22 protein-coding genes and 1 tRNA gene are annotated in these 24,556 nt (G+C 64.6%); 11 read left to right on the top strand and 12 right to left on the bottom strand.

The features are described 5' to 3' along the window. Positions 1-162 precede the first annotated feature (162 nt). Positions 163-3,114 carry an N-6 DNA methylase gene (locus tag GC146_RS16390; RefSeq protein WP_291841106.1) on the top strand — a complete coding sequence of 984 codons (2,952 nt, stop codon included), beginning with the start codon at positions 163-165 and terminating at the stop codon, positions 3,112-3,114. Between the two features lie 215 nt (positions 3,115-3,329). Here GC146_RS16390 and GC146_RS16385 read toward each other — a convergent pair. Further along, positions 3,330-3,406 (bottom strand) — tRNA-Pro (locus tag GC146_RS16385). A gap of 61 nt (positions 3,407-3,467) precedes the next feature. Further along, positions 3,468-4,439 carry a DMT family transporter gene (locus tag GC146_RS16380; RefSeq protein ID WP_291841104.1) on the bottom strand — a complete coding sequence of 324 codons (972 nt, stop codon included), beginning with the start codon at positions 4,437-4,439 and terminating at the stop codon, positions 3,468-3,470. A gap of 103 nt (positions 4,440-4,542) precedes the next feature. Between GC146_RS16380 and GC146_RS16375 the strand changes: the two genes are divergently transcribed. Next, entirely contained in the window at positions 4,543-5,793 is a 1,251-nt protein-coding gene (locus tag GC146_RS16375) for a Coenzyme F420 hydrogenase/dehydrogenase, beta subunit C-terminal domain (protein WP_291841102.1), read from the top strand. Positions 5,794-5,858: 65 nt separating this feature from the next. Here GC146_RS16375 and leuB read toward each other — a convergent pair whose 3' ends face one another. After that, a complete protein-coding gene (gene leuB / locus GC146_RS16370) occupies positions 5,859-6,965 on the bottom strand; it encodes a 3-isopropylmalate dehydrogenase (protein WP_291841100.1) in 1,107 nt (368 codons plus the stop codon). A 214-nt stretch (positions 6,966-7,179) separates the two neighbouring features. Between leuB and GC146_RS16365 the strand changes: the two genes are divergently transcribed. Next, the gene (locus GC146_RS16365) at positions 7,180-7,719 is read left to right on the top strand and encodes a glutathione S-transferase family protein (protein ID WP_291841098.1); all 540 of its coding nucleotides are present in this window, start codon (positions 7,180-7,182) and stop codon (positions 7,717-7,719) included. Here the strand turns inward: GC146_RS16365 and GC146_RS16360 are convergent. After that, the gene (locus tag GC146_RS16360; protein WP_291841096.1) at positions 7,716-8,612 is read right to left on the bottom strand and encodes a LysR family transcriptional regulator; all 897 of its coding nucleotides are present in this window, start codon (positions 8,610-8,612) and stop codon (positions 7,716-7,718) included. The two genes, GC146_RS16365 and GC146_RS16360, sit on opposite strands and share 4 nt — an antisense overlap. A 94-nt stretch (positions 8,613-8,706) precedes the next feature. Here GC146_RS16360 and GC146_RS16355 point away from each other — a divergent pair, with 94 nt between their 5' ends. Then, complete coding sequence (locus tag GC146_RS16355; RefSeq protein WP_291841094.1) at positions 8,707-9,627, top strand: sugar nucleotide-binding protein; 921 nt, start codon at positions 8,707-8,709, stop codon at positions 9,625-9,627. Here GC146_RS16355 and GC146_RS16350 read toward each other — a convergent pair. Next, the gene (locus tag GC146_RS16350) at positions 9,562-10,626 is read right to left on the bottom strand and encodes an endonuclease/exonuclease/phosphatase family protein (RefSeq protein ID WP_291841092.1); all 1,065 of its coding nucleotides are present in this window, start codon (positions 10,624-10,626) and stop codon (positions 9,562-9,564) included. The two genes, GC146_RS16355 and GC146_RS16350, sit on opposite strands and share 66 nt — an antisense overlap. A gap of 14 nt (positions 10,627-10,640) precedes the next feature. Next, positions 10,641-11,414 (bottom strand): hypothetical protein, encoded by a 774-nt coding sequence (locus tag GC146_RS16345; RefSeq protein WP_291841090.1) that lies wholly within the window; start codon positions 11,412-11,414, stop codon positions 10,641-10,643. 107 nt (positions 11,415-11,521) lie between these two features. Between GC146_RS16345 and GC146_RS16340 the strand changes: the two genes are divergently transcribed. Then, on the top strand, positions 11,522-11,797 hold the full coding sequence (locus GC146_RS16340; RefSeq protein ID WP_291841088.1) for a hypothetical protein: 276 nt from the start codon (positions 11,522-11,524) through the stop codon (positions 11,795-11,797). Positions 11,798-11,807: 10 nt separating this feature from the next. Here the strand turns inward: GC146_RS16340 and leuD are convergent, their stop codons facing one another. Then, positions 11,808-12,413 (bottom strand): 3-isopropylmalate dehydratase small subunit, encoded by a 606-nt coding sequence (gene leuD / locus GC146_RS16335; RefSeq protein WP_291841086.1) that lies wholly within the window; start codon positions 12,411-12,413, stop codon positions 11,808-11,810. Continuing rightward, entirely contained in the window at positions 12,413-13,819 is a 1,407-nt protein-coding gene (gene leuC / locus GC146_RS16330; RefSeq protein ID WP_291841084.1) for a 3-isopropylmalate dehydratase large subunit, read from the bottom strand. The genes leuD and leuC overlap by 1 nt, the downstream gene beginning before the upstream one ends. A 262-nt stretch (positions 13,820-14,081) precedes the next feature. Between leuC and GC146_RS16325 the strand changes: the two genes are divergently transcribed. The 3 genes from GC146_RS16325 (at position 14,082) to GC146_RS16315 (ending at position 17,077) form a co-directional block, all read left to right on the top strand. Further along, on the top strand, positions 14,082-14,720 hold the full coding sequence (locus tag GC146_RS16325) for a heme-binding protein (RefSeq protein ID WP_291841082.1): 639 nt from the start codon (positions 14,082-14,084) through the stop codon (positions 14,718-14,720). A 75-nt stretch (positions 14,721-14,795) separates the two neighbouring features. Further along, positions 14,796-16,133: a mechanosensitive ion channel domain-containing protein gene (locus tag GC146_RS16320; protein ID WP_291841080.1), complete on the top strand. Its 1,338-nt coding sequence runs from the start codon at positions 14,796-14,798 to the stop codon at positions 16,131-16,133. Between the two features lie 89 nt (positions 16,134-16,222). Continuing rightward, positions 16,223-17,077 carry a DUF2189 domain-containing protein gene (locus GC146_RS16315; protein ID WP_291841078.1) on the top strand — a complete coding sequence of 285 codons (855 nt, stop codon included), beginning with the start codon at positions 16,223-16,225 and terminating at the stop codon, positions 17,075-17,077. On the opposite strand, the gene map is transcribed toward GC146_RS16315, so the two are convergent. Beyond that, positions 17,074-17,901, bottom strand: coding sequence for a type I methionyl aminopeptidase (map, locus tag GC146_RS16310; RefSeq protein ID WP_291841076.1), 828 nt, complete (start codon positions 17,899-17,901; stop codon positions 17,074-17,076). The two genes, GC146_RS16315 and map, sit on opposite strands and share 4 nt — an antisense overlap. Positions 17,902-18,032: 131 nt before the next feature. On the opposite strand from map, the gene GC146_RS16305 reads away from it, so the two are divergent. From GC146_RS16305 to GC146_RS16295, 3 genes are read left to right on the top strand one after another with little or no spacing between them, the layout of a single operon-like run. Next, a complete protein-coding gene (locus tag GC146_RS16305) occupies positions 18,033-18,755 on the top strand; it encodes a molybdopterin-binding protein (protein WP_291841074.1) in 723 nt (240 codons plus the stop codon). Next, entirely contained in the window at positions 18,752-19,471 is a 720-nt protein-coding gene (locus tag GC146_RS16300; RefSeq protein WP_291841071.1) for a GNAT family N-acetyltransferase, read from the top strand. The genes GC146_RS16305 and GC146_RS16300 overlap by 4 nt, the downstream gene beginning before the upstream one ends. Before the next feature lie 4 nt (positions 19,472-19,475). Continuing rightward, a complete protein-coding gene (locus GC146_RS16295; RefSeq protein ID WP_291841069.1) occupies positions 19,476-20,462 on the top strand; it encodes an OmpA family protein in 987 nt (328 codons plus the stop codon). On the opposite strand, the gene GC146_RS16290 is transcribed toward GC146_RS16295, so the two are convergent. From GC146_RS16290 to GC146_RS16280, 3 genes are all read right to left on the bottom strand, one after another. Continuing rightward, complete coding sequence (locus GC146_RS16290; RefSeq protein ID WP_291841067.1) at positions 20,451-21,230, bottom strand: GGDEF domain-containing protein; 780 nt, start codon at positions 21,228-21,230, stop codon at positions 20,451-20,453. The genes GC146_RS16295 and GC146_RS16290 overlap by 12 nt on opposite strands. Before the next feature lie 152 nt (positions 21,231-21,382). Further along, the gene (locus tag GC146_RS16285) at positions 21,383-22,288 is read right to left on the bottom strand and encodes a LysR family transcriptional regulator (RefSeq protein ID WP_291841065.1); all 906 of its coding nucleotides are present in this window, start codon (positions 22,286-22,288) and stop codon (positions 21,383-21,385) included. Positions 22,289-22,444: 156 nt separating this feature from the next. Beyond that, the gene (locus GC146_RS16280) at positions 22,445-24,469 is read right to left on the bottom strand and encodes an NADPH-dependent 2,4-dienoyl-CoA reductase (RefSeq protein WP_291841063.1); all 2,025 of its coding nucleotides are present in this window, start codon (positions 24,467-24,469) and stop codon (positions 22,445-22,447) included. Positions 24,470-24,556 lie beyond the last annotated feature (87 nt).

The raw sequence follows: 24,556 nt of genomic DNA, 5'->3' as shown, positions 1-24,556 counted from the left end.
TCGTCCAAAGGTCCCATGCCTGCCGCGAGCAGCGCGGGAAGATGGCGTTGCACAAATGGCAGTTTCAGTTGATCTTAAACAAAAAGTTGGGCGGGACATAGCGTGAGGCTTGGTCAGCTAGAAGAGATTTCGCGGAGTCTGGCATCAAGGCCGGGGCATGAGATGGTGCGCAGCGAACTGCACCGGGTGCTTACGGACGGTCTCGGGCACTCTTCTAGCGCTGTTGTATTTGAGTTGCAGATTGCAGGCCGCGACGTACTTGCCGCTGACGCGACCCCGCGCCGTGGTCGGATAGATGCTTTGCTCGGGCGCACAGTCTTTGAAATCAAGTCTGATCTTCGGCGCGAACGCGACGACGCGGAACACCAACTTTTGCGCTACCTTGTGGAACGTCTGGATAGCACCGGTAACGACTACGTCGGTATCGCTACAGACGGCGCGGAGTTTCAGGCCTATGTCTTGCGCGATGAAGCCCTGCAGGAGGTGGGGCAATCATTTCGCCCGGTAGCGTCAGACCCCCGCGCCTTGCCGCGTTGGCTGGAAAGCGTGGTCGCGTTACGCGATGAGCTGGACCCCGACATTGAAACGATCAAGACCGAATTGGGCCGCGATAGCGTCCACTTTGCCCGCGCCATGCGCGAACTTGCCGATATCTGGGAACAGGCACGAAGTCGCAGCGAAGTCCGCACAAAATTGGATATCTGGTCACGCCTGCTGTCACAGGCCTATGGCACAGAAATCGGTTCAAGCGACCTGTTCTTGCAACACACTTACCTGACTATCGTTGCCAAGGCCGCTGCAACACTTGCGTTTTTTGACATAGACCCAAACGGAGACCCGGCTGAAATCCTTGGCGGGAAGCTGTTCTTTGACAACGGTATATCAGGGGCTGTTGAAAGCGATTTTTTTGATTGGGTTCTGACACGTCCAGCGGGTCAGGCACTTGTCATGCGCCTTGTCCGCCACGTTAGCAGATTCAGACTTCGCGACGTGGAAGCGGACATTCTCAAAGGGCTGTATGAAAGCCTGATAGACCCCGAAACGCGGCACGATCTTGGCGAATACTACACCCCCGATTGGCTAGCGCAGCGGGTGGTAGCAGAGGCGGTGACGCGCCCGACAGAACAGCGTGTCATTGATCCGGCTTGTGGGTCTGGCACGTTCCTGTTCCACAGCTTGCGCAGGCTTGTTGCTGCTTCAAACGGAATGCCCGCGACAGACCTTGTCACTTTAGCATCCCAACACATCATGGGCATAGACGTACACCCTGTCGCGGTGATCTTCGCGCGGGCAACATGGTTGCTGGCCTTGGTGGATGTATTCAGCCGGGGACGCCCGCAGAACTTTTCTGTGCCTGTCTATCTTGGCGATGCCTTGCAATGGAACAGGCGCGAATTTCATGGACTGGCGGAACTGGAAATTGAGGTTCCCGCAGGTCCGGACCCTGCCACAGAGCCGCGTGAGCGGCTGATCTTCCCACCGTCCCTTGCTGACAATCCGGCCCTGTTTGACGAATGCATATCCTTCATGGTGGATATCGCAGAACGTGGCGAAGACGGGCGCGCGCTTGCGGCTTGGCTTGATCGCAACGGAATCTCCGGTGAACCTGCCCGGATACTGCGGTCTACCTCTGCGACGCTGACAGCTCTTGCCGCCGCAGGGCGCAATCATATCTGGGGATATGTCGCGCGGAACTTGTCCCGCCCGATATGGCTGGCTAGTGAAGGCCAGAAGGCTGACGTTGTTGTAGGCAACCCGCCGTGGCTGGCATACGGCCGCATGAACGGGCCGACACAAACCCGCTTCAAGGATGAAATGACGAACATGGGCCTTTGGGGCGGTCTGACCTCTGTGTCAGGCTATGACCTGTCCGCCTACTTTTTCGCCCGCGCCGTGCACCTGTATCTGAAAGCGGACGGGCTGATTGCCTTTGTCGTGCCCAATGCTGCGCTGACCCGCAAACCATACCGCAAGTTTCGGGGCGGGGAGTTTGCACCGTTCCGGCCCGAACGAACCCAAGTGCGGATTACGCAGGCGTGGAGTTTCCCGTCTGCCGTTCAACCCCTGTTTCCCGTCCCGTGCTGCGTTTTGTTCGCCCAAGTCGCAACTGGACGGGTGACGTTGCCGCAAGAAATTACGGTTTTTGAAGGAAGATTGCCGCGCCGTGATGCAAGCGTTGCAGAAGCCGCAACAGCACTCAGGCACCGACAACAGGAATGGCCCGCCGAACAGGAAGAGGCATCGCCCTACCTGACACGTTTCCGACAAGGCGCAATCCTTGTGCCGCGCCGTTTCGTCTTTGCCGAACGTATTGCCCAAGGGAGGTTGCAGGCGAATGCGGCCTTACCAAATGTTCGGGGCCGTGTAACCTCGAATGATAAGAAGCCTTGGAAAGAGGTTGAACCTGTCAGCGGTTCGATTGAGGCCCGCTTTCTAAGGCCCACACTGTTGGGCGAAAGCATCGTGCCCTTTGCCGTGATCAATCCTTTTGAGGCGGTGATCCCAGAGGAAAACGGCACAATTCTGGATTCGGACGCCGCAAGGGTCAGGGGGCACCGATATCTTGCCGAGTGGATGCGACAGGCAGAAGCCAAGTTTGATGAACACGGCACCAAGAAGCGGACCTTTGTTGAACAACTGGACTATTCCGCGCAACTGTCTTCCCAGTTTCCCCAGTCCGGTATCCGCGTGGTTTATGCAGCATCAGGCACAAACCCGGCTTGTTGTATCGTCCGCGAAGAGTGTGTCATTGAACACATCCTGTATTGGGGCGCTTTCGACACAGAAGACGAAGCCCACTACCTGACTGCTATCCTGAACAGTGAAACAGTCAGGGCACGGGCCGAACAATGGCAGTCTATGGGGCTGTTTGGGGCACGACACTTTGACAAGGTGGCCTTCAACCTGCCCATCGCACGGTTTGCAGCGGGCAACGACCTGCACCGCGCAATCTCAGACGCCGGGGCAGAGGCTGAAACCCACGTCACCGCACTTGCGGGCCTAGCAGACCAGCACTTTGGCAGCGCGAGGCGTCAAGTCCGGGACAGCCTGACAGAGGCGGGGATATCGGGGCGGATCGATGCGCTTGTGGCGCGGTTACTGGACGGGGTTTGAAGAGTCCGCAACCGAAAGCGGCGCACGTTCATGCATCGGGCAGTGCACAACCCGTGGACCATGCAAAATCATCCTATCACCAGAGACGCGATTGCCAAGAAACTGTGTTGCAGGGACATTAAAGCGGCTTTTCGTACCATACAAAGAACAGCGTTTCTACCATACCGTCTACACCAATCGCTTCCTTAAGTACTTAATTTTGTTCGGGAAGTTATTGGTCGGAGTGAGAGGATTCGAACCTCCGACCCCCTGCTCCCGAAGCAGGTGCGCTACCAGGCTGCGCTACACTCCGACTGGGGCGCGGGGTAAACCGTAATCGGGCCTTTGACAAGGGCGTTTGTCGGCGGCGTTTGTCAGTCCTGAGCGTGGGTCCGGGCGCGACGTTCGCTCATCCTTTGCCACAGGCTGACGATGGCGCTGGTGCCGGTCCCGGCGCGCACCCGGGCCTCCAGAACCGGGCGGTTGGCCGAGGCGTCCGAACGCCCTTCGCGCAGCACGATATAAAGGCCGCTGGCAATGATGATGGCCGCGCCAAGCGCCGTCGCCCGGTCCACGCCTTCGTTGAACAGCAGTGCGCCATAGACCGTGGCCCAGAGGATTTGCGAATACTGCATGGGTGCCACGATCACCGCCTCGCCATGGCGGTAGGCGGCGATCATGATCAGCCCGGCTGTCCACGAAAACGCGGCGATGATACCGGCCATGCCGATATGTTCGATCGGCATCGGGTGATAGACGAAGGGCAGGGCGCAGCCCATCACCACGAAGTTGGCGATCATCGGGTAAATCATGATGGTGACCGGCCGTTCGTCCGGTCCGATCTTGCGCACCACGACAGACGAGAAGGCGCCGCAGGTCGCCGCCCCCAGCGCAGCGAGGTGGCCGAGGCCCAGATGTGCGCTGCCCGGCCGCAGCACCACCAGCACGCCGATCAGCCCCGCCAGCACTGCAAGGCCCCGGCGCAGGCGCACCTTCTCGCCCAGCATCGGGATGGCCAGAAGGGTGATCAGCAACGGCATCGCGAAGAGGATGGTATAGGTCTGCGCCAGCGGCAGCACGCTGAAGGCATAAAACCCCGCCAGCGCGTTCAGCACGACCGAGACTGTGCGCGCCGCCATCCAGCGCGGGTGGACGGGAATCAGGGTGCCCGGCTCGGAATCGCGCATGATCGCAAAGATCGCCAGCGGAAAGCTGAGGATCACGCTGAAGAAGATGATCTGCGGCGGGGCGTAAATTGCGCCGAGCGTCTTGATGACAACGTCGTGGGTCGCGTAAATGCCAAAGGCCGTCAGCGACAACAGCGCCCCTTTTGCGTTGGGTCCCATGCGTCTGGCCCTTCTTTTCAGGATAGGGGGGTTGTGCGACGGGAGGCGGCAATGGTCAATGCACAGTGGTGCAGCCCTGACCCGCCGCAAGGACATACCCCACATGGACGACACACCACTGCCCCGCCCATTTGTCGCGCCCGTTCTGCGGCCTGCCGAACCCCGCCACCTGTGCACCGATTGCGGGCTGTCGCGGATGACCAATGCGCATGACTGCGGCAAGGCATGCCAATTCTTGCAGCCCGACTATGCGACCGAGGAGGCGCGCCTGCATGGCCGGGCGCGCGACCCCGCCATCGGCGAGGAGCGGTTCTTTGGCCATTACCTGGCGATGCACCGGGCCGAAATGGCAGCCCCCGCGCCCGGCGCGCAATGGACGGGCATCACTACCGGCATCGGCGCGCGGCTGCTGGCGGCGGGGCTGGTCGATGCGGTGCTGACGGTCGGGCCCGACCCGGCTGACCGCTGGAAGGGCCAGCCGATTATTGTGACCAAGCCCGAGGGGATGGCGCAGGCGCGCGGCATGCGGATGGGCTTTGCGCCGGTGCTTGCCCTGCTGGAACCCGCGCGCGTGGCGGGATACCGGCGCATCGCCGTGATCGGCATCCCCTGCCAGATCCACGCCCTACGCAAGATCGAGGCGGATCTGGGGTTCGAACGGATCTATGTCATCGGCACGCCCTGTTCGGACAACACCACGACCGAGAATTTCCACGACTTCCTTGCGCGCCTCTCGGACCGGCCCGAGACGATCAGCTATCTGGAGTTTCGCGCCGACTATCACGTCGAGTTGCGGTTTGACGATGGCAGCCGCCGGGCGATTCCGTTCCTGAAGCTGCCGCTGGCGGATCTGCCGCCGGATTTCTTTCCGCTGACCTGCCGCACCTGCGTCGACTACACCAACACGCTGGCCGACATCACCGTCGGCTATATGGCGGGCGAGGGGCAGCAGTGGGTGATCGTGCGCAATGCGCGCGGGCAGGAATTGCTGGACTTGTTGGGTGGTGACGTGCGTCTGTCGCCGCTCCGGTCCAAGGGCAAGCGGGCCGGGCCGGTGAAGGGGTTTCTGGCCAACACGGCGCGGGCGGCGGGCGGGCTGCCGCTTCGGCGGATGCCCGATTTCATGCGCGGGATCATGGCGTGGCTGATGCCGCGCACCGGGCCGCGGGGGCTGGAGTTTGCGCGCACCCGGGTCGAGATGAAGGCGGTCGAGACGGTGCTGTTCCTGCGCCATGCCGCGCCCCGGCGGCTGAAGACGATGGTGCCGGCCCATGTCTGGCGACTGGTCGCGCCCTACGGGCTGACGCCGGAAGAGGGCGAGGCGCCTTTGCCGCAGAAGCGGGCCGAGGATTAGGTCCCGTCCTATGGCAACGCCGGGCCGCGCCTGCCCCGAGGGGGCGCGGCCCTTTGCGCGAATGACTACAGGCTCGCGTCCAGCGCGGCGACGACGGCGTCGCCCATCGCCGAGGTCGAGACGGGCGTGCCGCCTTCGGGGCCCATCAGGTCGGCGGTGCGCAGGCCGTCGGCCAGCACCTTTTCCACCGCCTGCTCCACCCGCGTGGCCTCGTCGCCCATGTCGAAGCTGTAGCGCAGGGCCATGGCGAACGACAGGATGCAGGCGATCGGGTTCGCCTTGCCCTGACCGGCGATATCGGGGGCCGAGCCGTGGACGGGCTCATAAAGCGCCTTGGGCCGGCCATTGGCCATCGGCGCGCCGAGGCTCGCAGAGGGCAACATGCCCAGGCTGCCGGTCAGCATCGCGGCGAGGTCCGACAGCAGGTCGCCGAAGAGGTTGTCTGTCACGATCACGTCGAACTGCTTGGGCCAGCGGGTTAGCTGCATCGCGCCGGCGTCAGCATACATGTGGCTGAGCTCGACATCGGCATATTCCTTGTCATGCACCTCCTGCACGACCTGCCGCCACAGCACGCCCGATTCCATCACATTGGCCTTCTCCATCGAGCAGACCTTGTTGCCGCGCTTGCGGGCCAGCTCGAAGGCCGAGCGGGCGACGCGGGCAATCTCGCTTTCGGTATAGCGCTGGGTATTGATCCCCACCCGTTCGTTGCCCTCGGTGATGATCCCGCGCGGTTCGCCGAAATAGACGCCCGAGGTCAGCTCGCGCACGATCATGATGTCGAGGCCGGCGACCACGTCCTTTTTCAGCGACGAGAAATCGGCGAGCGCGTCAAAGCACTGGGCGGGGCGCAGGTTGGCGTAAAGATCCATCTCCTTGCGCAGGCGCAGCAGGCCACGCTCGGGCTTCACGCTGAAATCGAGGGCGTCGTATTTCGGGCCGCCGACGGCGCCCAGCAGCACCGCGTCCACTTCCTGTGCCTTGGCCATCGTGGCGTCGGCCAGCGGCGTGCCGTGCACGTCGTAGGCGCAGCCGCCGACAAGGTCCTCGGACACGTCGAACTGGACGCCGCGTTTCGCGCCCATCCAGCCGATGATCTTCTTCACCTCGTCCATGACTTCGGGGCCGATGCCGTCGCCGGCGAGGATCAGGAGCGAGGGGTTGGTCATGGGCGGGGTCCTTGGCTGAATGGGGTGGGGCTGAGATGAGGTTGATGCGAGGTAGCCGGTTGGCCCGTCGGGGTCAAGAAAGCGCGGCTTGGCGGGTGCGTCACAGAGGCATAACCTGCCTCAAACAGCCGGGGAGGCGCCAATAAAACTTTACTACTCGCCCAACCTCAATCCGCGGGTCTGCGTTGCGGCAGCCCGACACCTGAACGCGCCGGTGACCTATGTTCTGGGCTACACGATGAGCGCCGAGGAAAAGGCGGCCTTTCCCAGCCTGAACCCGATGGGGCGCTACCCGGTATTGGTCGAAGAAGGGCAGCCGCCGCTGTGGGAGGCAGACGCGATCGTCTGCCGCCTTTCTGCGCTGACAGGGTCCGACTTCTGGCGCACCGATGCATCCCAGCCCGACATGGTCCGTTGGATCAGCTGGGCCACCCATCACCTCAACCGCGCGGCCGACCCGGTCTATTTCAGCAGGGTCGTGATGCCGCAATTCACCCAAGACCGCCTGCCCGAGGCCGAAATCGCGCAGGGGCTGGCGGATTGGGCCGCGTTGCTGCCGATCCTCGATGCGCATCTGGGAGGGCGCGAATGGTTGCTGGGCGACAGGCTGAGCTACGCCGATTTCCGTGCTGCCACTGCACTGCCCTTTGCGTCCGCGGCGGGCCTGCCGCTGGATGATGCGCCGAACGTACGCCGCTGGGCGGCGCAACTGGACAGGATCGACGCGTGGCGCGATCCTTTCGCGGGCATCTAGTCCACGATCTCGCGCAGGCCATTGACCAGCAGGTCCCAGACGCGGCGGATGCGCGGGGTTTGCCGCATAATCTGGTGCGCGGTCAGCCAAACCGGCAAGGTGGGTACCGCAAGGCCGATATCCAGTTCCTCGACGGTGGGGTCAGCCCGGCCCACGCTTGCATGTGCGAAGCCGATGCCACAGCCTGCGCGCACCAGTTCCCAGTAGACAGTCGTGTCATCGCAGCGGGTCTTGAACCATTCGCGGTCCACGTCCAGGCGGCCGGCGCGGAATCCCTCCACGATGCCTCCCTGCCGGTCAAAGCCGACCACGTCATGCTGCATCAGGTCGGCAGGGGTCGTCGGACGGCCGCGCCGGGCAAGATAGCTTTGGGCCGCGAACGCGGCCAGCGTCACCTCGCCCACCTGCCGCGTCACAAGGTCTAGCTGCGTGGGACGATACATCCGGATGGCAATGTCGGCCTCGCGCCAGAGCAGATTGCGCGTATCGTCCGACGGCTCGATCTCGATGGCGATGCGCGGTTCGGCCAGCCGGATCGCGGCGACGATCCGGGGCAGGTGATAAACGCTCATCGCGATGCTGGCAGTGATCCGTACGGTGCCTTCCAACCGTGAGGCGCGCCCCGCAGCGTTCAGTGCGATCTGCCCCGCCGCCTCGCGCATGGCACGCGCGGGGGCCACCAGGGCCGCACCGGTTTCGGTCAGGTCGAGGCCCCGGGGCTGGCGATGAAAGAGATCGGCCTGCAATTGCGCTTCCATCGTGCGCACCTGCCGGCCCAACGTCGGTTGACTGATGCCCAGTTGCCGCGCGGCGGCCGACAAGCTGCCGGTTTTGGCCACCGCGAGGAAGGCCTGCACGAGCGACCAGTCGAGTGAAGTGAGGGTCTTGTCCATTCATATATGAATACAGGAAATGCAAATTCTCGCAATTTCTTTTCGCATGCGAATGGATGATCTTGCTCTCACACCTTGCAAACGGAGAGATGCAATGACCAAGACTGTTCTTATCCTCGGCGCCTCGGGCAAGATCGGCAGCTTTGCCGCCGAGGCATTCTGGAATGCCGGCTGGACCGTGCGCCGCTATGACCGCAGCACCGACATGACCGCTGCGGCGAAGGGCGCCGACGTGATCGTCAACGGCCTGAACCCGCCCGCCTACCATGACTGGGCCCATATCATCCCGGCCATCACCGCGCAGGTGATCGCCGCGGCGAAGGCCAGTGGCGCGACCGTGATCGTGCCCGGCAACGTCTACAACTTCGCCTTCCGCCCGGGCCGCACGACGCAGACCTGGGACGAGACCACGCCGCAGGCGCCCACCACGCGCAAGGGCCGCGTCCGCAAGGAAATGGAGGAAGCCTACGCCGCGTCGGGCGTGCGCACGATCATCCTGCGCGCGGGCAGCTTCATTGCGCCGGGGCGCGAGGATGACACCATGGGCGCGATCCTGTTGCGTGATCTTGCCAAGGGCAAGGTGACCGTGCCGGGACGGCCCGACACGCGCCACGCCTATACCTACCTGCCCGACTGGGCGCGCGCGGCGGTGATGCTGGCCGAGCGGCGCGAAAGCCTGTCCCGGTTCGAGGACATCCCGATGCCGGGGCCGCACTTCACGCCGGTCGAGCTGAAGTCCGCGCTGGAGGCAGAGCTAGGCCGCAAGCTGCGCTTTGGCGGCTTTCCCTGGGCGCTGATGCGGCTGGCCTCGCCGTTCTGGGAACTGGCGCGCGAGATGTCCGAGATGAAGCCGTTGTGGTTCACCAGTCATCGCCTGGGCGGCGCGAAGTTTGCGCGCCTGCTGCCGGAATTCCAGCCGACGCCGGTGGCCAATGTAATGCTGTCCGGCCTAGCGTCGCAGGTCCACCCAGACAAGGCGGTGCGGTCCGGCGGCCAGCCCGTCACGGCCCAGTAGTGCCGCTTCGGGACTGTCGGGGGCGGGCCAGAACACGCCTGCCCCCGTCACCCGCCAGTTAGCGGCGGGCAAAACGTAGCTGACCCGCAGGTTGCCCGGTCCATCCCCCGTCGCCCCACCGGGCCAGTCGACCGTGTCAAGCGCCGGGTTCCCCTGCTGGCCCGGATCTGCGGCAAGGGCAGCCCCTGCGCTGGCAGGGGCCGGATCCTGCAAGCGGGGGTCGGCCAGAAGGGCGGTGATCGCCTCGTGACGGCCGGCGCCATCGATCGGGTCGAGGTTGGCATTGCCCAGAACCACCGGCGCGGGGCCGGGCGGGCCAAAGGCGCCATCCAGATAGAGCAGCCAGAACCGCACCTCGTCCCGATTGCGCAGGCCATTACGGTCTTCGGGGCCGTCAAAGACCGGCGGCGTGGCGTCAAGCGTCAACAAGGTCAGCGACCCGCCCGGCGCCGTGACGGGCACGGCCCAAAGCCCGACCGGGGCCAGCCGCTGGACCTGTTGGGCCGCTGCCGAAGGAAACGGCGCCCCGTCGACCTGCGGCAGCACGGCGCCCGGCAGGTCGCGCCAGGCAAGCGTGGAAAAGTCGCGCACGCGGTCCGTCTCGATCGGCCAGCGCGACAGGATCAGCATACCGCCATCGCCAAAGAAGCGCCCGTAACCCTGCGCATCACCGGCTCCGCCGGTCCGACCGTCGCCATCCATGTCAAGGCGGGTTGCCAGCCCTGCATTGGGCGGCAGCGCGAAACGATAAGGATAGTCGGCCCCGGCACGCGCCAGCAGCTTGGCCAGCGCGCCGGCGGCGGCACCTGCGGCGTCATAGTCGAACTCGGTCAGCAGCAGGATATCTGGGGCGGCATGGGCGATCACCGCGACGGCGGCGGTAATCTGCGGATCTTTGTCCTGCACCAGATCGCGCAGTAACAGGCCCGGTCCGGCGCGACTGAATGGTGCGGCAAAGGTGGCGACGCGCAGCGTGTCGGCCGTCGCGGTGCCGGCCAAGGCAAGGGCCAGTGTCAGACCGGCTGCAGCCCGTGCGCCTCGGCGTAAGAGCGGCGACGCTTGTCCTGGATCATCTGCGCGACGCGGCCCATCGCGATACCGCGCATCAGAAGCGAGGAAGGAAGAAACGCCCATGCCGCCATCGTCCAGATCAGGGTATGTGGATTGGCAAGACTGATCGGATTGAAGATTTCCGAGGTCAGCTTGATGAAGGCGGGAATCACGAAGGGCAGAAGAAACCCCAGGATGATGTTGATCTGCCCGTCGCGGGTCAGCCGCGCCACAACGTCGCCACCGGTTGTGGGGTCGAAGGTGGGCAGGTTCGTCCAGACGTTAAAGCTGCTGTTGCTCCGCGGCCAGCCCTTGATCCGCAGGATCAGAACGAAGGCGGCGAGCGAGATGATCGAAACCAGATAGCTTAGTCCGGCCGCGGTGCGCACGGATTCAACCAGCGCCGGATCGGCGTCGCGCGGCATCATCAGCACCACAAGGCGCACCGGCGAATAGGGGAAATCCAGCATTTCGGCGATGCGCGCGCCCAGCAGATCGAAAAGGCGCGTCATGGTCGAGGGTTCGACCTTGCCGCGCGCGATGACCGTCAGGGCCATGACCGCGGCGAACAGCGCGAAGAACCGGATGCGGTTGAAGGGCGGCGCATCGCGAAACTCGACAAGGCTGGGATAGGTGCTGTTGTATTCAACAAAGGTAAAGGCAGCGGCACACAGCGCGATCAACGCGGCGATCTGGGTCGTGTCGGCGGGCGTGCCCGGCAACAGAGCCGAAGGCATCGCCACCAACGACGCAACCAGAACCGCCCGGGCCAATGCCCCTGTGAGCCGTGAGAACACTGCTATCCCATCCTCAATCAGGTCGGTCGCGATACGGTGCCGCGGCCTTGTCCCATCCTGAACCGCCGGATTTGGCGGACTGCCTCTTTATTGCCATCACTTTGCCCACTTTCACTTCGCCCGACAATCCTTTGATGAAGCTTGGGGAATCCATTAAGGCGCTTTTGCGGCAAAAGTGGTGCGGGAATGCAACCATCGCGCGGCAGGTGGCATGGCTGCCACAACCCATGCACAACATGTGGAAACGGCGCGCGAGCCTTTCCAAGATCGCGCGCCGCACCCGTCATGATGTAGTTTTGGCGCCGCGTGGCACCAATGGTTGAAATCGCGCGCTCAGACCCAGGGACGGGCCGCGGAGGCCTTCGTTTCGAAGGCGTCGATGGCTGCCGATTTCTCCATCGTCAGGCCGATATCGTCGAGGCCGTTGAGCAGGCAGTGCTTCTTGAACGGGTCCACCTCGAAGTGAAAGGCCGTGCCGTCGGCAGCGGTGACGGTCTGGTTTTCAAGGTCGATCTCGATCCGGGCATTGGCGCCCTTCTCGGCGTCCTTCATCAGCACCGCCACCTGTTCGGGGGGCAGGACGATGGGCAGGATGCCGTTCTTGAAGCAGTTGTTGTAGAAGATGTCGGCATAGCTGGTCGAGATCACGGCACGGATGCCGAAATCCAGCAGCGCCCAGGGCGCGTGTTCCCGGCTTGAACCACAGCCGAAGTTGTCGCCCGCGACAAGGATCTGCGCATCGCGATAGGCGGGCTTGTTCAGGACGAAATCCGGGATCTCGTTGCCCTCGCGGTCATAGCGCATCTCGTCGAACAGGTTCACCCCCAGCCCCGACCGCTTGATGGTCTTGAGGAACTGCTTGGGGATGATCATGTCGGTGTCGATGTTGACCAGCGGCAGGGGGGCTGCAATGCCGCTCAGTTTGTCGAACTTGTCCATTACATCATCTCCCTGACATCGGTGAGGTGGCCGGTGATCGCGGCGGCGGCGGCCATCGCGGGGGACACCAGGTGGGTGCGGCCCTTGTAGCCCTGCCGCCCTTCGAAGTTGCGGTTCGAAGTCGAGGCGCAGCGTTCGCCGGGGGCAAGCTGGTCGGGGTTCATGGCAAGGCACATGGAGCATCCCGCCATCCGCCATTCAAAGCCGGCGTCGATGAAGATCTGCGCCAGCCCCTCTTCTTCGGCCTGCGCGCGGACAAGGCCAGAGCCGGGCACGACCATGGCCCGAAGACCATCCTTCTTCTTCTTGCCCTTCAGGATTGCCGCGGCAGCACGCAGGTCCTCGATCCGGCCATTGGTGCAGGAACCGATGAACACCGTGTCTATGGCGATATCGGTCAGTTTCTGGCCCGGCGTCAGGCCCATGTAGTCCAGCGCGCGCTGCGCCGCGTCCACCTTGCCGCCGGTGAAGTCCTGCGGGGCGGGGACGGTCGCGGTGATCGGCAGCACGTCCTCGGGCGAGGTGCCCCAGGTTACGACCGGGGCGATATCCTCGCCCTTCAGCGTCACCACCTTGTCCCACTGCGCGTCGTCGTCGGAGTAGAGGGTTTTCCACCACGCCATCGCCGCTTCCCACTGGGCGCCCTTGGGCGCGTGGGGGCGGCCCATTATGTACGCAAAGGTCTTTTCGTCGGGGGCGATCAGGCCCGCGCGCGCGCCGCCCTCGATCGCCATGTTGCAGACGGTCATGCGGCCTTCCATCGAAAGATCGCGGATCGCCTCGCCGCAATATTCGATGACATAGCCGGTGCCGCCCGCCGTGCCCGTCGCGCCGATCACGGACAGGGTGATGTCCTTGGCCGTGACACCGGGGCGCAGCTTGCCGGTGATCTCGACCTTCATGTTCTTCGATTTCTTCTGGATCAGCGTCTGGGTGGCCAGCACATGCTCCACCTCCGACGTGCCGATGCCATGCGCCAGCGCGCCGAAGGCGCCATGAGTCGCGGTATGGCTGTCACCGCAGACCACGGTCATGCCGGGCAGGGTCCAGCCCTGTTCCGGCCCGACGATATGCACGATCCCCTGCCGGATGTCCGAGACGGGATAGTAGTTGATGCCGAAATCCTTGGCGTTCTTGTCCAGCGCCTCGACCTGGATACGGCTGTCCTCGGTCATGGTCGCGGCATTGGCGCGGTCGGTGGTGGTGGGCACGTTGTGGTCGGGCACGGCAATTGTCTTTTCCGGCGCGCGCACCTTGCGGTTGGCCATGCGCAGCCCTTCAAAGGCCTGCGGGCTGGTCACCTCGTGAACGAGGTGGCGGTCGATATACAGAAGGCAGGTGCCGTCCTCGGCCTCGTGGGCGACGTGGGCATCCCAGATCTTGTCGTAGAGCGTCTTGGGGGACATTGGTCCTCTCCGCTTATGGGGAACGTGATAGGTCGAATGCGGCGCGGCCGCGCCGGGCGCGCAGGATCAGCGGCGCGCAAGGACCGTGCAGGTCGCGCCGAAGAAACGCCAAGGCAGGCGGGCACGGTCTGCGATGTCAAATACCTGGGTCATCCTGGGGCAGATACACCCGTGCCCGGACCCGATCAAGTCCGCACGTCTGGTTGATCGGGGCTTGGCGCTGGACCGTATAGCACCATGTCAGAACAAAAGAGTTTTGATCATGAGTACCACGCTGTCGCGTTTCGCCACCCTTGTCGCCGGTGCCGGCATTGCCGGGCAGGCCGCCGCCGATCCGGGCAAATACAACGGCTACGAGGCGCCCCCATATAGTGTCGAGCGGCAGCTCGACGGGGCCGAGATCCGCGCTTATGCGCCCTATATCGTGGCCGAAGTCACCGTGCGTGGCCCCTCGGGCAGCGCGTTGAACCAAGGCTTTCGGATGCTGGCGGGCTATATCTTCGGCGGCAATCAGGGGCAGGCGAAAGTGGCCATGACCACGCCCGTCACCCAGACGGCTGCGCCGGAAAAGATCGACATGACTGTCCCGGTCACGCAGACCGGCGGCGATGGCGTCTGGACCGTTACCTTCATGATGCCGCGACAATACACCCTCGATACCCTGCCCAAGCCCAACAACGACGCGATCCGTTTTGTGCAGATCCCGGCCGAACGGCAGGTCGTTCTGGGCTTCTCGGGCTGGGCCACGGCTGGGCGCGTGGCCCGCAAGACGGCCGCGCTGGACGCCATCGTGGCGCGCGAGGGGCTGGATGTTACCGGGCCAGTGCGCACCTATTACTACGATGCGCCGTTCACCCTGCCGTGGAAGCGGCGCAACGAGGTGGCCTACCTGCTGAAATAACGCCCGCGCGGCGCGCTTGCGCGGGGGACGGGCCGCCGTCAGTATGGGTGGACCGGAAAAAAGGCGAACCCGTCGATGGAGCAGACCGTCGCCAGTCAGGCTGACGAACTCGTGCAGGCCAGCCAAGGGCTGGCGGATCAGGCGCTTGTCTTTCTCAATTCGCTGGTGCGCCCGTGGAACGCCTATCAGGTGGCGATTGCCATCGGCCTTTTCATCGTCGCGCACCTGCTGCGGCGGGTGCTGGGTCCGCGTCTTTATGCGTGGATGCGCGCCCGCGAAGGCTGGCCGAAATGGCGGATGCGCTACCTTGTCGTCACGCACAAACGACTGCGCGCGATCTTCTTCGTCCTGCTGATCTGGCTCGCCGTCTACGTGATGCGGCAAGTCACATGGCCCAGTCGGTCCTACCTGCTGGCGATCATCGCCAACCTGTCTACCGCTTGGCTGGTCGTCGCTTTCGCCACCCGGCTGATCAACAACAGCCTGCTGCGCCAGACGGTGCGCTACGGCGCGTGGATCTGGATCACGCTGACCATCCTCAACCTGACCGACGAGACCGAGCGGCTGCTTGACAGCATGTCTGTGACGCTGGGCGGCATGCGGCTGTCTGTCTGGCTGGTGCTGCAGGCGACGCTGAGCCTTGGCATCCTGTTTTTCGCCGCGCGGTTCCTGTCGCGGGCGACCTCGGCCCGGATCGAGAAGAACGAGGAACTCAGCCCCTCGATGCGGGTTCTCTCGATCAAGATGCTGCAACTGCTGCTTTACGGTGCGGCCTTCTTCATCGGGCTAAAGACGGTGGGGGTGGACCTGACAGGGCTTGCGGTGTTGTCGGGTGCGATCGGTGTCGGCCTTGGCTTCGGCCTGCAGAAGGTGGTCTCGAACCTCGTCTCCGGCGTCATCATCCTGCTCGACAAGTCGATCAAACCGGGCGACGTGATCAGCCTGGGCGAGACCTTTGGCTGGATCAACAGCCTTGGTGCGCGCTACGTCTCGATCACCACGCGCGACGGCAAGGAATACCTGATTCCGAACGAGGACCTGATCACCGGGCAGGTGGTGAACTGGTCGCATTCAAACGACTTCGTCCGGCTCGATATCTTTTTCGGGACCGCCTACAAGGACGACCCGCACAAGGTGCGCAAGATCGCCATAGAGGCCGCGATGGGGGTGGAAAGGGTGCTGAGTTTTCGCCCTGCGGTCTGCCATATCGTGGGGTTTGGCGACAGCAGCGTCGACTACATCCTGCGGTTCTGGATCCGTGATCCGACGGGCGGGCTGACCAATATCAAGGGCGCGGTCTACCTCGCGCTTTGGGATGCGTTCAAGGAACACGGCATCTCGATTCCCTTCCCGCAGCGAGAGGTGAGGATGCTTGGTGATCACGCCGCGCCTCACGAAACCCTGTCCGACTAGGGCCCGCGCCCTATGTTATCCTTCATGGATAAGGTCGGCACTGCGCGACCCTACTGTCGCCGGGCCTGACCGCAAGTCAGGAGGAAGACATGCCCAAGACCATCGGAAATCCGCTGACATGGGGCGCGCAGGCCCTCTTCGGGACGGCCCAGATCGCAGGCGAGGCCATTGACGGCATCGGCGGGCAAGAGGCCGCGCCGCCGCAGGTGCACCGTCTTGCCATGTCAGACATCGGCACGGCACTGCGCAAAGGCATGGCCGATGCCATGGCCAGCCGCAGCGACGTCATCTTCATCGTGCTGGTCTATCCGTTGATCGGCGGATTGCTTGCCTATATGGCCCTTCACCGGGGTGCGCTGCACCTCGTCTTTCCGCTGACGGCGGGCTTTGCCCTGCTGGGCCCGGTCAGCGGCATCGCCCTGTATGACATGAGCCGCCGGCGCGAAAGCGAGAGCGACCCCGGATGGGGTGAGGTGCTGTCGGACATGCGGACCCGTCTGATCGGGCCGGAACTGCTGCTGGGGCTGGTTCTGGCGGCGCTTTTCGTTTTCTGGATGCTGGCCGCCAATGCCATTTACGCCGCCACGCTGGGCCCGGAGGCGCCTGCGTCTCTTGCGTCCTTCGTCAGCGATGTGCTGACCACGTCGGCGGGCTGGGCGATGATTCTGGCCGGCTGTGGCGTGGGACTAGGCTTTGCCGCGGTGGCATTGGTGATCAGCGTGGTGTCATTCCCGATGCTGGTCGACCGGCGGGTTGGCCTGTTCGGCGCGGTCGTGACCTCGGCCCGCGTTGCGGCGAGCAATCCCGGGGTTGTCGCCGCATGGGGGCTGATCATCGCGGCGCTACTGGCGCTCGGCTCGATCCCGGCGTTCCTTGGGTTGATCGTGGTCTTGCCGGTGCTGGGTCACGCCTCGTGGCACTTCTACCGCGCGGCGGTGAGTTAACCTGCGGGCTTTGTCGGGTGGAACAGACCGCCCGGCGACAGCGTGAAGATTTCACAGCCGTCGGCGGTGATGCCGATGGAATGTTCGAACTGGGCCGATAGCGACTTGTCCCGCGTCACCGCGGTCCAGTCATCGGCCAGAACCTTGGTCTCGGGACGGCCAAGGTTCACCATCGGCTCGATGGTGAAGAACATGCCCTCTTCCAGCTTCGGCCCCGTCCCCGGGCGGCCATAGTGCAGCACGTTTGGCGGGGCGTGGAACACCTGACCAAGGCCATGTCCGCAGAAATCGCGCACGACGGACATGCGCTGCGCCTCGACATAGGTCTGGATCGCGTGGCCGATGTCGCCAAAGGTGTTGCCGGGCCGCGCGGCCTCGATGCCAAGCATCAGCGCATCATGGGTGACCTGCACCAGCCGCTCCGCCTTGATCGAAGGTTTTCCGGCCACGTACATCCGGCTGGTATCTCCGAACCATCCATCGACGATCACCGTCACGTCGATATTCAGGATATCGCCGTCCTTGAGGACCTTGTCACCGGGAATGCCATGGCAGACGACATGGTTGACCGAGATGCACGAAGCATGACGGTATCCCTTGTAGCCGATCGTGGCCGAGGTGGCCCCGGCATCGTCCACCATCTGCGTGATCAGCCGGTCGATCTCGCCGGTGGTCTGGCCCACGTCCACATGGGGCGCGATATCGTCGAGGATCTGTGCGGCCAGACGCCCGGCCTTGTGCATGCCCGCGAAATCGGCCGCCTCGTAGATGCGAATGCCGTCCTTGGTCAGGCGGCCACGGTGCGTGTCCGAATGCGTTTCCACGGGGCAGAGATCCTTTTTGCTTCGCATTCCAGATAGGACATCTGGCCGCGATGATCCAGACCCGGGCGCCTGCCAGTGGCAAAGCCCCGCGGCCGCGCCTATACCTCGGGAAAACGCACGAGGAGAGCGCCATGCCCAACCCCACCGCCGCCATGCTTGTCATCGGGGATGAAATCCTGTCGGGCCGGACCCGCGACAGCAACATGCATCACCTCTCGGGCGAGTTGACGCGGGTGGGCATCGACCTGCGCGAGGTGCGCGTGGTCAGTGATACGCGCGACGACATCATCGCAGCGGTGCAGGCGCTGGCGGCCCGCTTTACCCATGTCTTCACCTCGGGCGGGATCGGGCCCACGCATGACGACATCACCGCCGATTGCATCGCGGCGGCCTTCGGCGTGCCCATCGACGTGCGTGCGGATGCGCGCGGGTTGCTGGAGGCGCATTACGCCCGCACCGGGGGCGAGTTGAACGCCGCGCGGCTGCGGATGGCGCGCATCCCCGATGGCGCGACGCTGATCGACAACCCGGTCAGCACCGCGCCGGGCTTTTCCCTGCGCAACGTGCACGTCATGGCGGGTGTGCCGTCGGTCTTTCAGGCGATGGTGGCGGGGCTTTTGCCGCGGCTGACCGGGGGCGCGCCCCTTTTGTCGCAAAGCTGGCGGATCGAGCGGGGCGAGGGGGATGTCGCTGGGCCGCTGTCGGAACTGGCCACCGCCTTTCCTGACCTCTCGATCGGCTCGTACCCGTTCCAGCAGAACGGCCTTTATGGCACCAACATCGTCGTGCGCGGGTCCGATGCGGCCCGCGTTGACGCGGCGATGGTGCAACTGGCGGCGCTTTTCCCCGCATGATCGAGATGGATGCGTTCCTCGCCGCACTTGAGGCGACATGGCCATCCGCTGGCCGGGTGCGCGGGCCACGGTGGCAAGTGCGCATCGGGCAAGGCGGCGGCAGCCGTGTCAGCGCCGCGACGGCCGAGGGCGTGCTGCGGCCGAGCGATATCGGGCTGGTGGCGGCCGCGCAGGCCGCGCTAGGCCAGCCGGCCCTGTGGATGATCCGCCCCGGCGACGAGGCGCTGGATGCCGCACTGGCAGCGCGGGGTTATGCAGTAAAGGACCCGGTCACGGCCTATGCCGGCAACGTGGCCGCGATGGCCGCCACGCCGCCACCGCCCGTCACCGCGTTCGAGGTCTGGCCGCCGCTGGCCGTGCAGGCAGAGATCTGGGGTACTGGTGGCATCGGGCCCGAGCGGCTGGCCGTCATGACGCGCGTGGCGGGGCCGAAAACCACATTCCTCGGCCGTGTGGACGACCGCCCGGCGGGGACCGCCTTTGTCGCCGCGGCGGGTGACGTGGCCATGGTCCATGCGCTGGAGGTCGCGCCGGCGTTCCGCCGCAAGGGACTGGCCCGGCACCTGATGGCCGCGGCGGCGCGCTGGGCCGCGGGGCAGGGCGCCACGCATCTGGCGCTGGCGGTGACCCGCGCCAATGACGGCGCCAACGCCCTCTACACTTCCCTCGGCATGGGGCCTGTGGGACAGTATCATTACCGCATCTTGCCGGAGTAAGCGCATGGCATGGCCCGCCCGTCCGTTTCGCCTCTGCGGCCCGCTGCTGTGGCGGGTGGCGGTGGTGCTGGCGGCGGCCTCGCCCGTGGCGGCAGACGCGCTGAAGATGCCGGCGACCGCCAGCCTTCAGGCACAGCGCGTGACGCCCTCCGACAGCTATGACATGCCCGTCGGACCATGGATGGCCGGCACGATCCCGACTGTCACCTTGCGTGGCGCGGTCAGCCGGCAGGCCTGGCGCATCGCCGCGCCGGGACTGACGACCGAACAGGTCATCGCACCCCTGCGTGCGCAATTGCAGGCCAAGGGATACGAGGTTGTCTTCGAATGTCGCGATGATGCCTGCGGCGGTTTCGATTTCCGCTTTGGGACCGAGGTGTTGGCCGCGCCCGCGATGCAGGTGGATTTTATGAACTATCGCTTTCTTGCAGCGCGCCGGACTGACGACCCGGAACAGGCGGTCAGCGTGATTGCCAGCACCACCGCGCGCGAGGCCTATGTCCAGATCGTAACCGTGGGCGCGGCGGCCGATACTGCGGCCACAGCGGCCGCGCCTGCCACCGACAGCGGCGCTGCGCCGCCCGTTCCTGTCGGCGTGCCCGCCAGCGCGCCGACCGATCTTGCAACCCGGCTGGAGCGTGAGGGGCATGTGGTGCTGGCCGGGCTCAGCTTCGATGCCGGCGCGGCCAGCCTCGGGCCGGGGCAATTCCCGGTTTTGCAGGAACTGGCCGATTATCTTGTCGCCCATCCGGGCCGCGATGTGGTGCTGGTGGGCCATACCGACGCCTCCGGCAGCCTGACCGCCAACGTGGCGCTTTCGCAGAAACGCGCGGCAGCGGTGATGGCGCGGCTGGTTTCCGATTACGGGGTTTCGCCGGGGCAACTGGACGCGCAGGGCGTGGGGTATCTTGCGCCGCTGGCCTCGAACCTGACGCAGGCCGGGCGCGATGCCAATCGCCGGGTCGAGGCGGTGTTGATCTCAACCAACTGAGGCGCGGGGCGTGGCAACGGCGTCCGGGCTTGCCGCCTCTGTCAGGATCAGCTTGTCCCACAACACGAACCTTGCGCGCCCGGTTTCCTTGGCGTGGTAAAGCGCGACGTCGGCACGTGCCAGCATCCGGTCAAGGCTGTCATGCGTCGAGATGGTCACCGCGCCGGCCGACAGTGTGATTGACAGGTGTTCCTTGCCGGGCCCGGCGTTGAAAGGGATCAGCCGGCACAGCCGCTCTCCAACGGCACGGGCCTGGCCGGCGTTGACATCGTGCATATAGACGGCAAATTCTTCGCCCCCCAGCCGCCCGATAATGTCGCCCGGCCGCAGGTTGCGCCGCAGTACGTAGGCAATGGCGCGCAGGGCCACATCGCCCACGGCATGGCCGTGTTCGTCGTTCACCCGCTTGAAATGGTCGGCGTCCAGAAGCATCAGCACGCCCGGCACCCCCTCGGCCCGCCGGCGCGCGGCCAGCTCAAGAAAGCTGCGGCGGTTTTCCAGTCCGGTCAGGGCGTCGGTGCGCGATAGCAGCTTCAGCCGGCGCTGCAGCCGCACCTGGTAGCTGGCGATGCCGAAGAAGAACAAGACGAACGGCCCGCCAACGGCCAGCCCGTTGAGCACGTAGAACCACCACGGAGCCTGCGGCCCGGGCGCAAAGGCCCAGTTGAACGTGATGTTCATACTGCCGATCAGCAGGCAGAAGGCCAGAAATTTCAACGCTGTATCCGGCCAGCGGCGCGGTGCAAGGTAGTTGAACAGCCGATCCATCACATCCCCTTGGCCCCGCGCGCAATCCTCGCGCGAAAGTCTTGATGCGCGGTGAACGGCCCCCCTCGAAATGCACGCGAGTGGACAAAAAAAGGGCGCGACCCTAGTGGGCCGCGCCAGGCAGGCAAAGGCAGGGAATGAACAGGAAAGGACTACCAGGTGTCAGGGCCTTTTTCCGCGAAGGCATTGACAAGGAAATCGATGAAGGCGCGCACCTTGGGCTGGGTGAAGCGGCCGGGCGGATAGACGGCGTAGATGCTTTGCACTTCGACCGGCAGATCGGGAATTGCCTCTTCGACAAGGCCCTTGGCGAGCGCATCGGCGTAGAGATAGCTGGGCAGATAGGCGATGCCGAGGCCCGAGATGCAGGCGTTCAGCAGCGACTGGCCATCATTCACCGTCAGCCAACCAGCGGTGCGCACTTGCCGCTTCTCGCCCGAGGGCGCGGTCAGTTTCCAGACGGCGGCGTTGGACTGGGTGGAATAGTGCAACAGTTTGTGCTCGTTCAGATCGTCGATCTTGGTCGGGCGGCCATGCTGGGCAAAATAAGACGGCGCGGCGATCATCCGTTTGCTGGTTTCCGTCAGCTTGCGTGCGCGCAGGGTGCTGTCGTCCAGCTCGCCAATGCGAATCGCCATGTCGAAGCCTTCCGAGATCAGTTCGACGAAGCGGTTGTTCAGCACCATGTTGACGGTGATCTCGGGGAATTCCTGCAGGAATTCACCCAGCACGGGCGAGAGGTGATTGACGCCAAAATCGGTGGCCACGCTGATGCGCAACAGGCCCGAGGGTGCGGTCTGCATCGAGGTAACAAGCGCGTCAGCCTCGCCTGCATCGTTCAGCACGCGGCGGGCGCGGTCGTAATAGGCCAGGCCGATCTCGGTCGGGCTGACGCGGCGGGTCGTGCGATTGAGAAGGCGCGCGCCAAGGCGGGCCTCAAGCGCGGAAACATGCTTTGAAACAGCGGATTTGGAAATGCCCATCTTCTTGGCGGCATCGGTGAAGCCGCCTTGGTCCACAACGGTGGCGAAAGCTTCCATTTCGGTGAGACGGTCCATGTGGGCGGTCCTCTGCGGTTCGTTCAATTCCGCAGTCATCGCCTTGAATTCGGGCATCATTGGGTCCACGCCCGGACAATATCGGGGTTTTGTCGCGCATAGGTGAAGGCAGGGAAACAGCCGAGTCCGGCCAGATATGCCTTTTATGACGATAGGTTAGAGCGTCGCAGCCAGCCGTGTGCCCTGATCGATGGCGCGCTTGGCATCAAGTTCTGACGCAACGTCAGCTCCGCCAATCACATGCGCGTTCCGGCCCGCCGCGATCAGCGCATCGGCAAGACTGCGCTGCGGCAATTGGCCCGCGCAAAGCACCACCGTGTCGGCCTCGATCAGCGTCGGACGCTCGCGGCCTTCACCGAAGCTGACATGCAAGCCGGTGTCGTCGATCCGTTCGTAATTCACGCCGCCAATCATCTTGACGCCCTTCATCTGCAGGCTGGCGCGGTGAATCCAGCCGGTCGTCTTGCCAAGGTTGCGTCCCGGTCTTTCTGCCTTGCGCTGCAGCAACGTAACCTGCCGCGTCGGTGCCTCGGGGCGGGGCCCCTCGGGTGACAGGCCGCTCCGCGCCGATTCGGGGTCTGTCACGCCCCATTCGGCCAGCCATGCCTGCAGGTCGATCGTTGGGCTGTGGCCCGTCGTCAGAAACTCGGCTACGTCAAAGCCGATGCCACCCGCGCCGACGATTGCCACGCGCGCACCGACCGGTACCTTGCCCGCCAACACGTCGATGTAGCTGAGAACGTTGGGGCCGTCCTGACCGGCGATGGCAGGATCGCGCGGGGTGACGCCGGTGGCGACGATCACCTCGTCAAAGCCGTCCAGATCGGCGGGCGTGGCGGGCTGACCCAGCCGCAGGGTAATGCCCGCACGCGCGACGGCTTTCGCGTAATAGTCCACCAGCCCGATGAATTCTTCCTTGCCGGGGATCACCTTGGCCATGTTCAGCTGACCGCCTATTTCTGCCGCCTTGTCGAAGAGGGTCACGTTATGTCCGCGCTCCGCAGCCGTCAGCGCGGCTGCCAGACCCGCCGGCCCGGCCCCCACCACCGCCACTGTTTTCACCCCGTCCGCGGGCGCGATGAGCAGTTCTGTTTCATGGCAAGCGCGCGGGTTGACAAGGCAGGACGTCAGCTTGCCGCCGAAGGTGTGGTCAAGACAGGCCTGGTTGCAGGCGATGCAGGGGGCAATCTCGGCCGCCCGGCCGGCCGCGGCCTTGGCCACGAAGGCTGCATCGGCAAGGAAGGGGCGCGCCATACTGACCATGTCGGCGCAGCCTTGTGCCAGCACCTCCTCGGCCACCTCGGGTGTGTTGATGCGGTTGGAGGTGATGATGGGGATGCCCACCTTGCCCATCAGCTTCTTGGTGACCCATGCGAAGGCGCGGCGGGGCACCGATGTGGCGATGGTGGGAATGCGGGCCTCGTGCCAGCCGATGCCGGTGTTCAGGATGGTTGCGCCCGCTTTCTCGATCTCCTGCGCCAATTGCACCACTTCGGCGAAGGTCGAGCCATCGGGGACAAGATCGATCATCGACAGCCGGTAGATGATGATGAAGTCCGGCCCCACCGCGGCACGGGCGCGGCGCACCACCTCGATCGGCAAGCGGATACGGTTTTCATAGCTTCCGCCCCAGCGGTCGGTGCGGTGGTTGGTATGTGCCGCGATGAACTGATTGAGGAAATAGCCCTCGGACCCCATGATCTCGATACCGTCATAGCCGGCCTCGCGGGCACGCGCAGCGGCGGTGGCGATGTCGGCGATCTGCTTTTCAATGCCGGCCTCGTCCAGCTCGCGCGGCGGGAATGGCGAAATGGGCGACTTGATTGCCGACGGGGCGACGCATTCGGGCGAATAGGCATAGCGGCCCGCATGCAGGATCTGCATCGCGATGCGCCCGCCGGCCGCATGGACCCGGTCGGTCACAATCCGGTGATTGGCGATGTCTGCCGCGTTGAACAGGCCCGCCGCCCCGGGAAAAACCCCGCCTTCGCGGTTGGGTGACATGCCGCCCGTCACGATCAGCCCGGCCCCGCCCGCCGCCCGTTCGCCATAGAAGGTGGCCACACGGTTCCAGTCGCGAGTCTCTTCCAGCCCTGTATGCATGGAGCCCATCAGCACACGGTTGGGCAGCGTGACAAAGCCCAGGTCCAGCGGTGCAAGAAGGTGCGGATAATCGGTCATGGCGGGTTCCCTCGTCTGGCCGCAACCTTGACGCGACTGGCGTCAAACGTCACCCCCTACGCTGCGTCATCGAAACGCCCCCGCGTC

It is taken from the genome of Limimaricola sp. (assembly GCF_016125575.1).
GTDB lineage: Bacteria > Pseudomonadota > Alphaproteobacteria > Rhodobacterales > Rhodobacteraceae > WGLM01.
The sequence above is the reverse complement of the archived record's forward strand: the minus strand, read 5'-3'. Positions and strand labels throughout refer to the sequence as shown.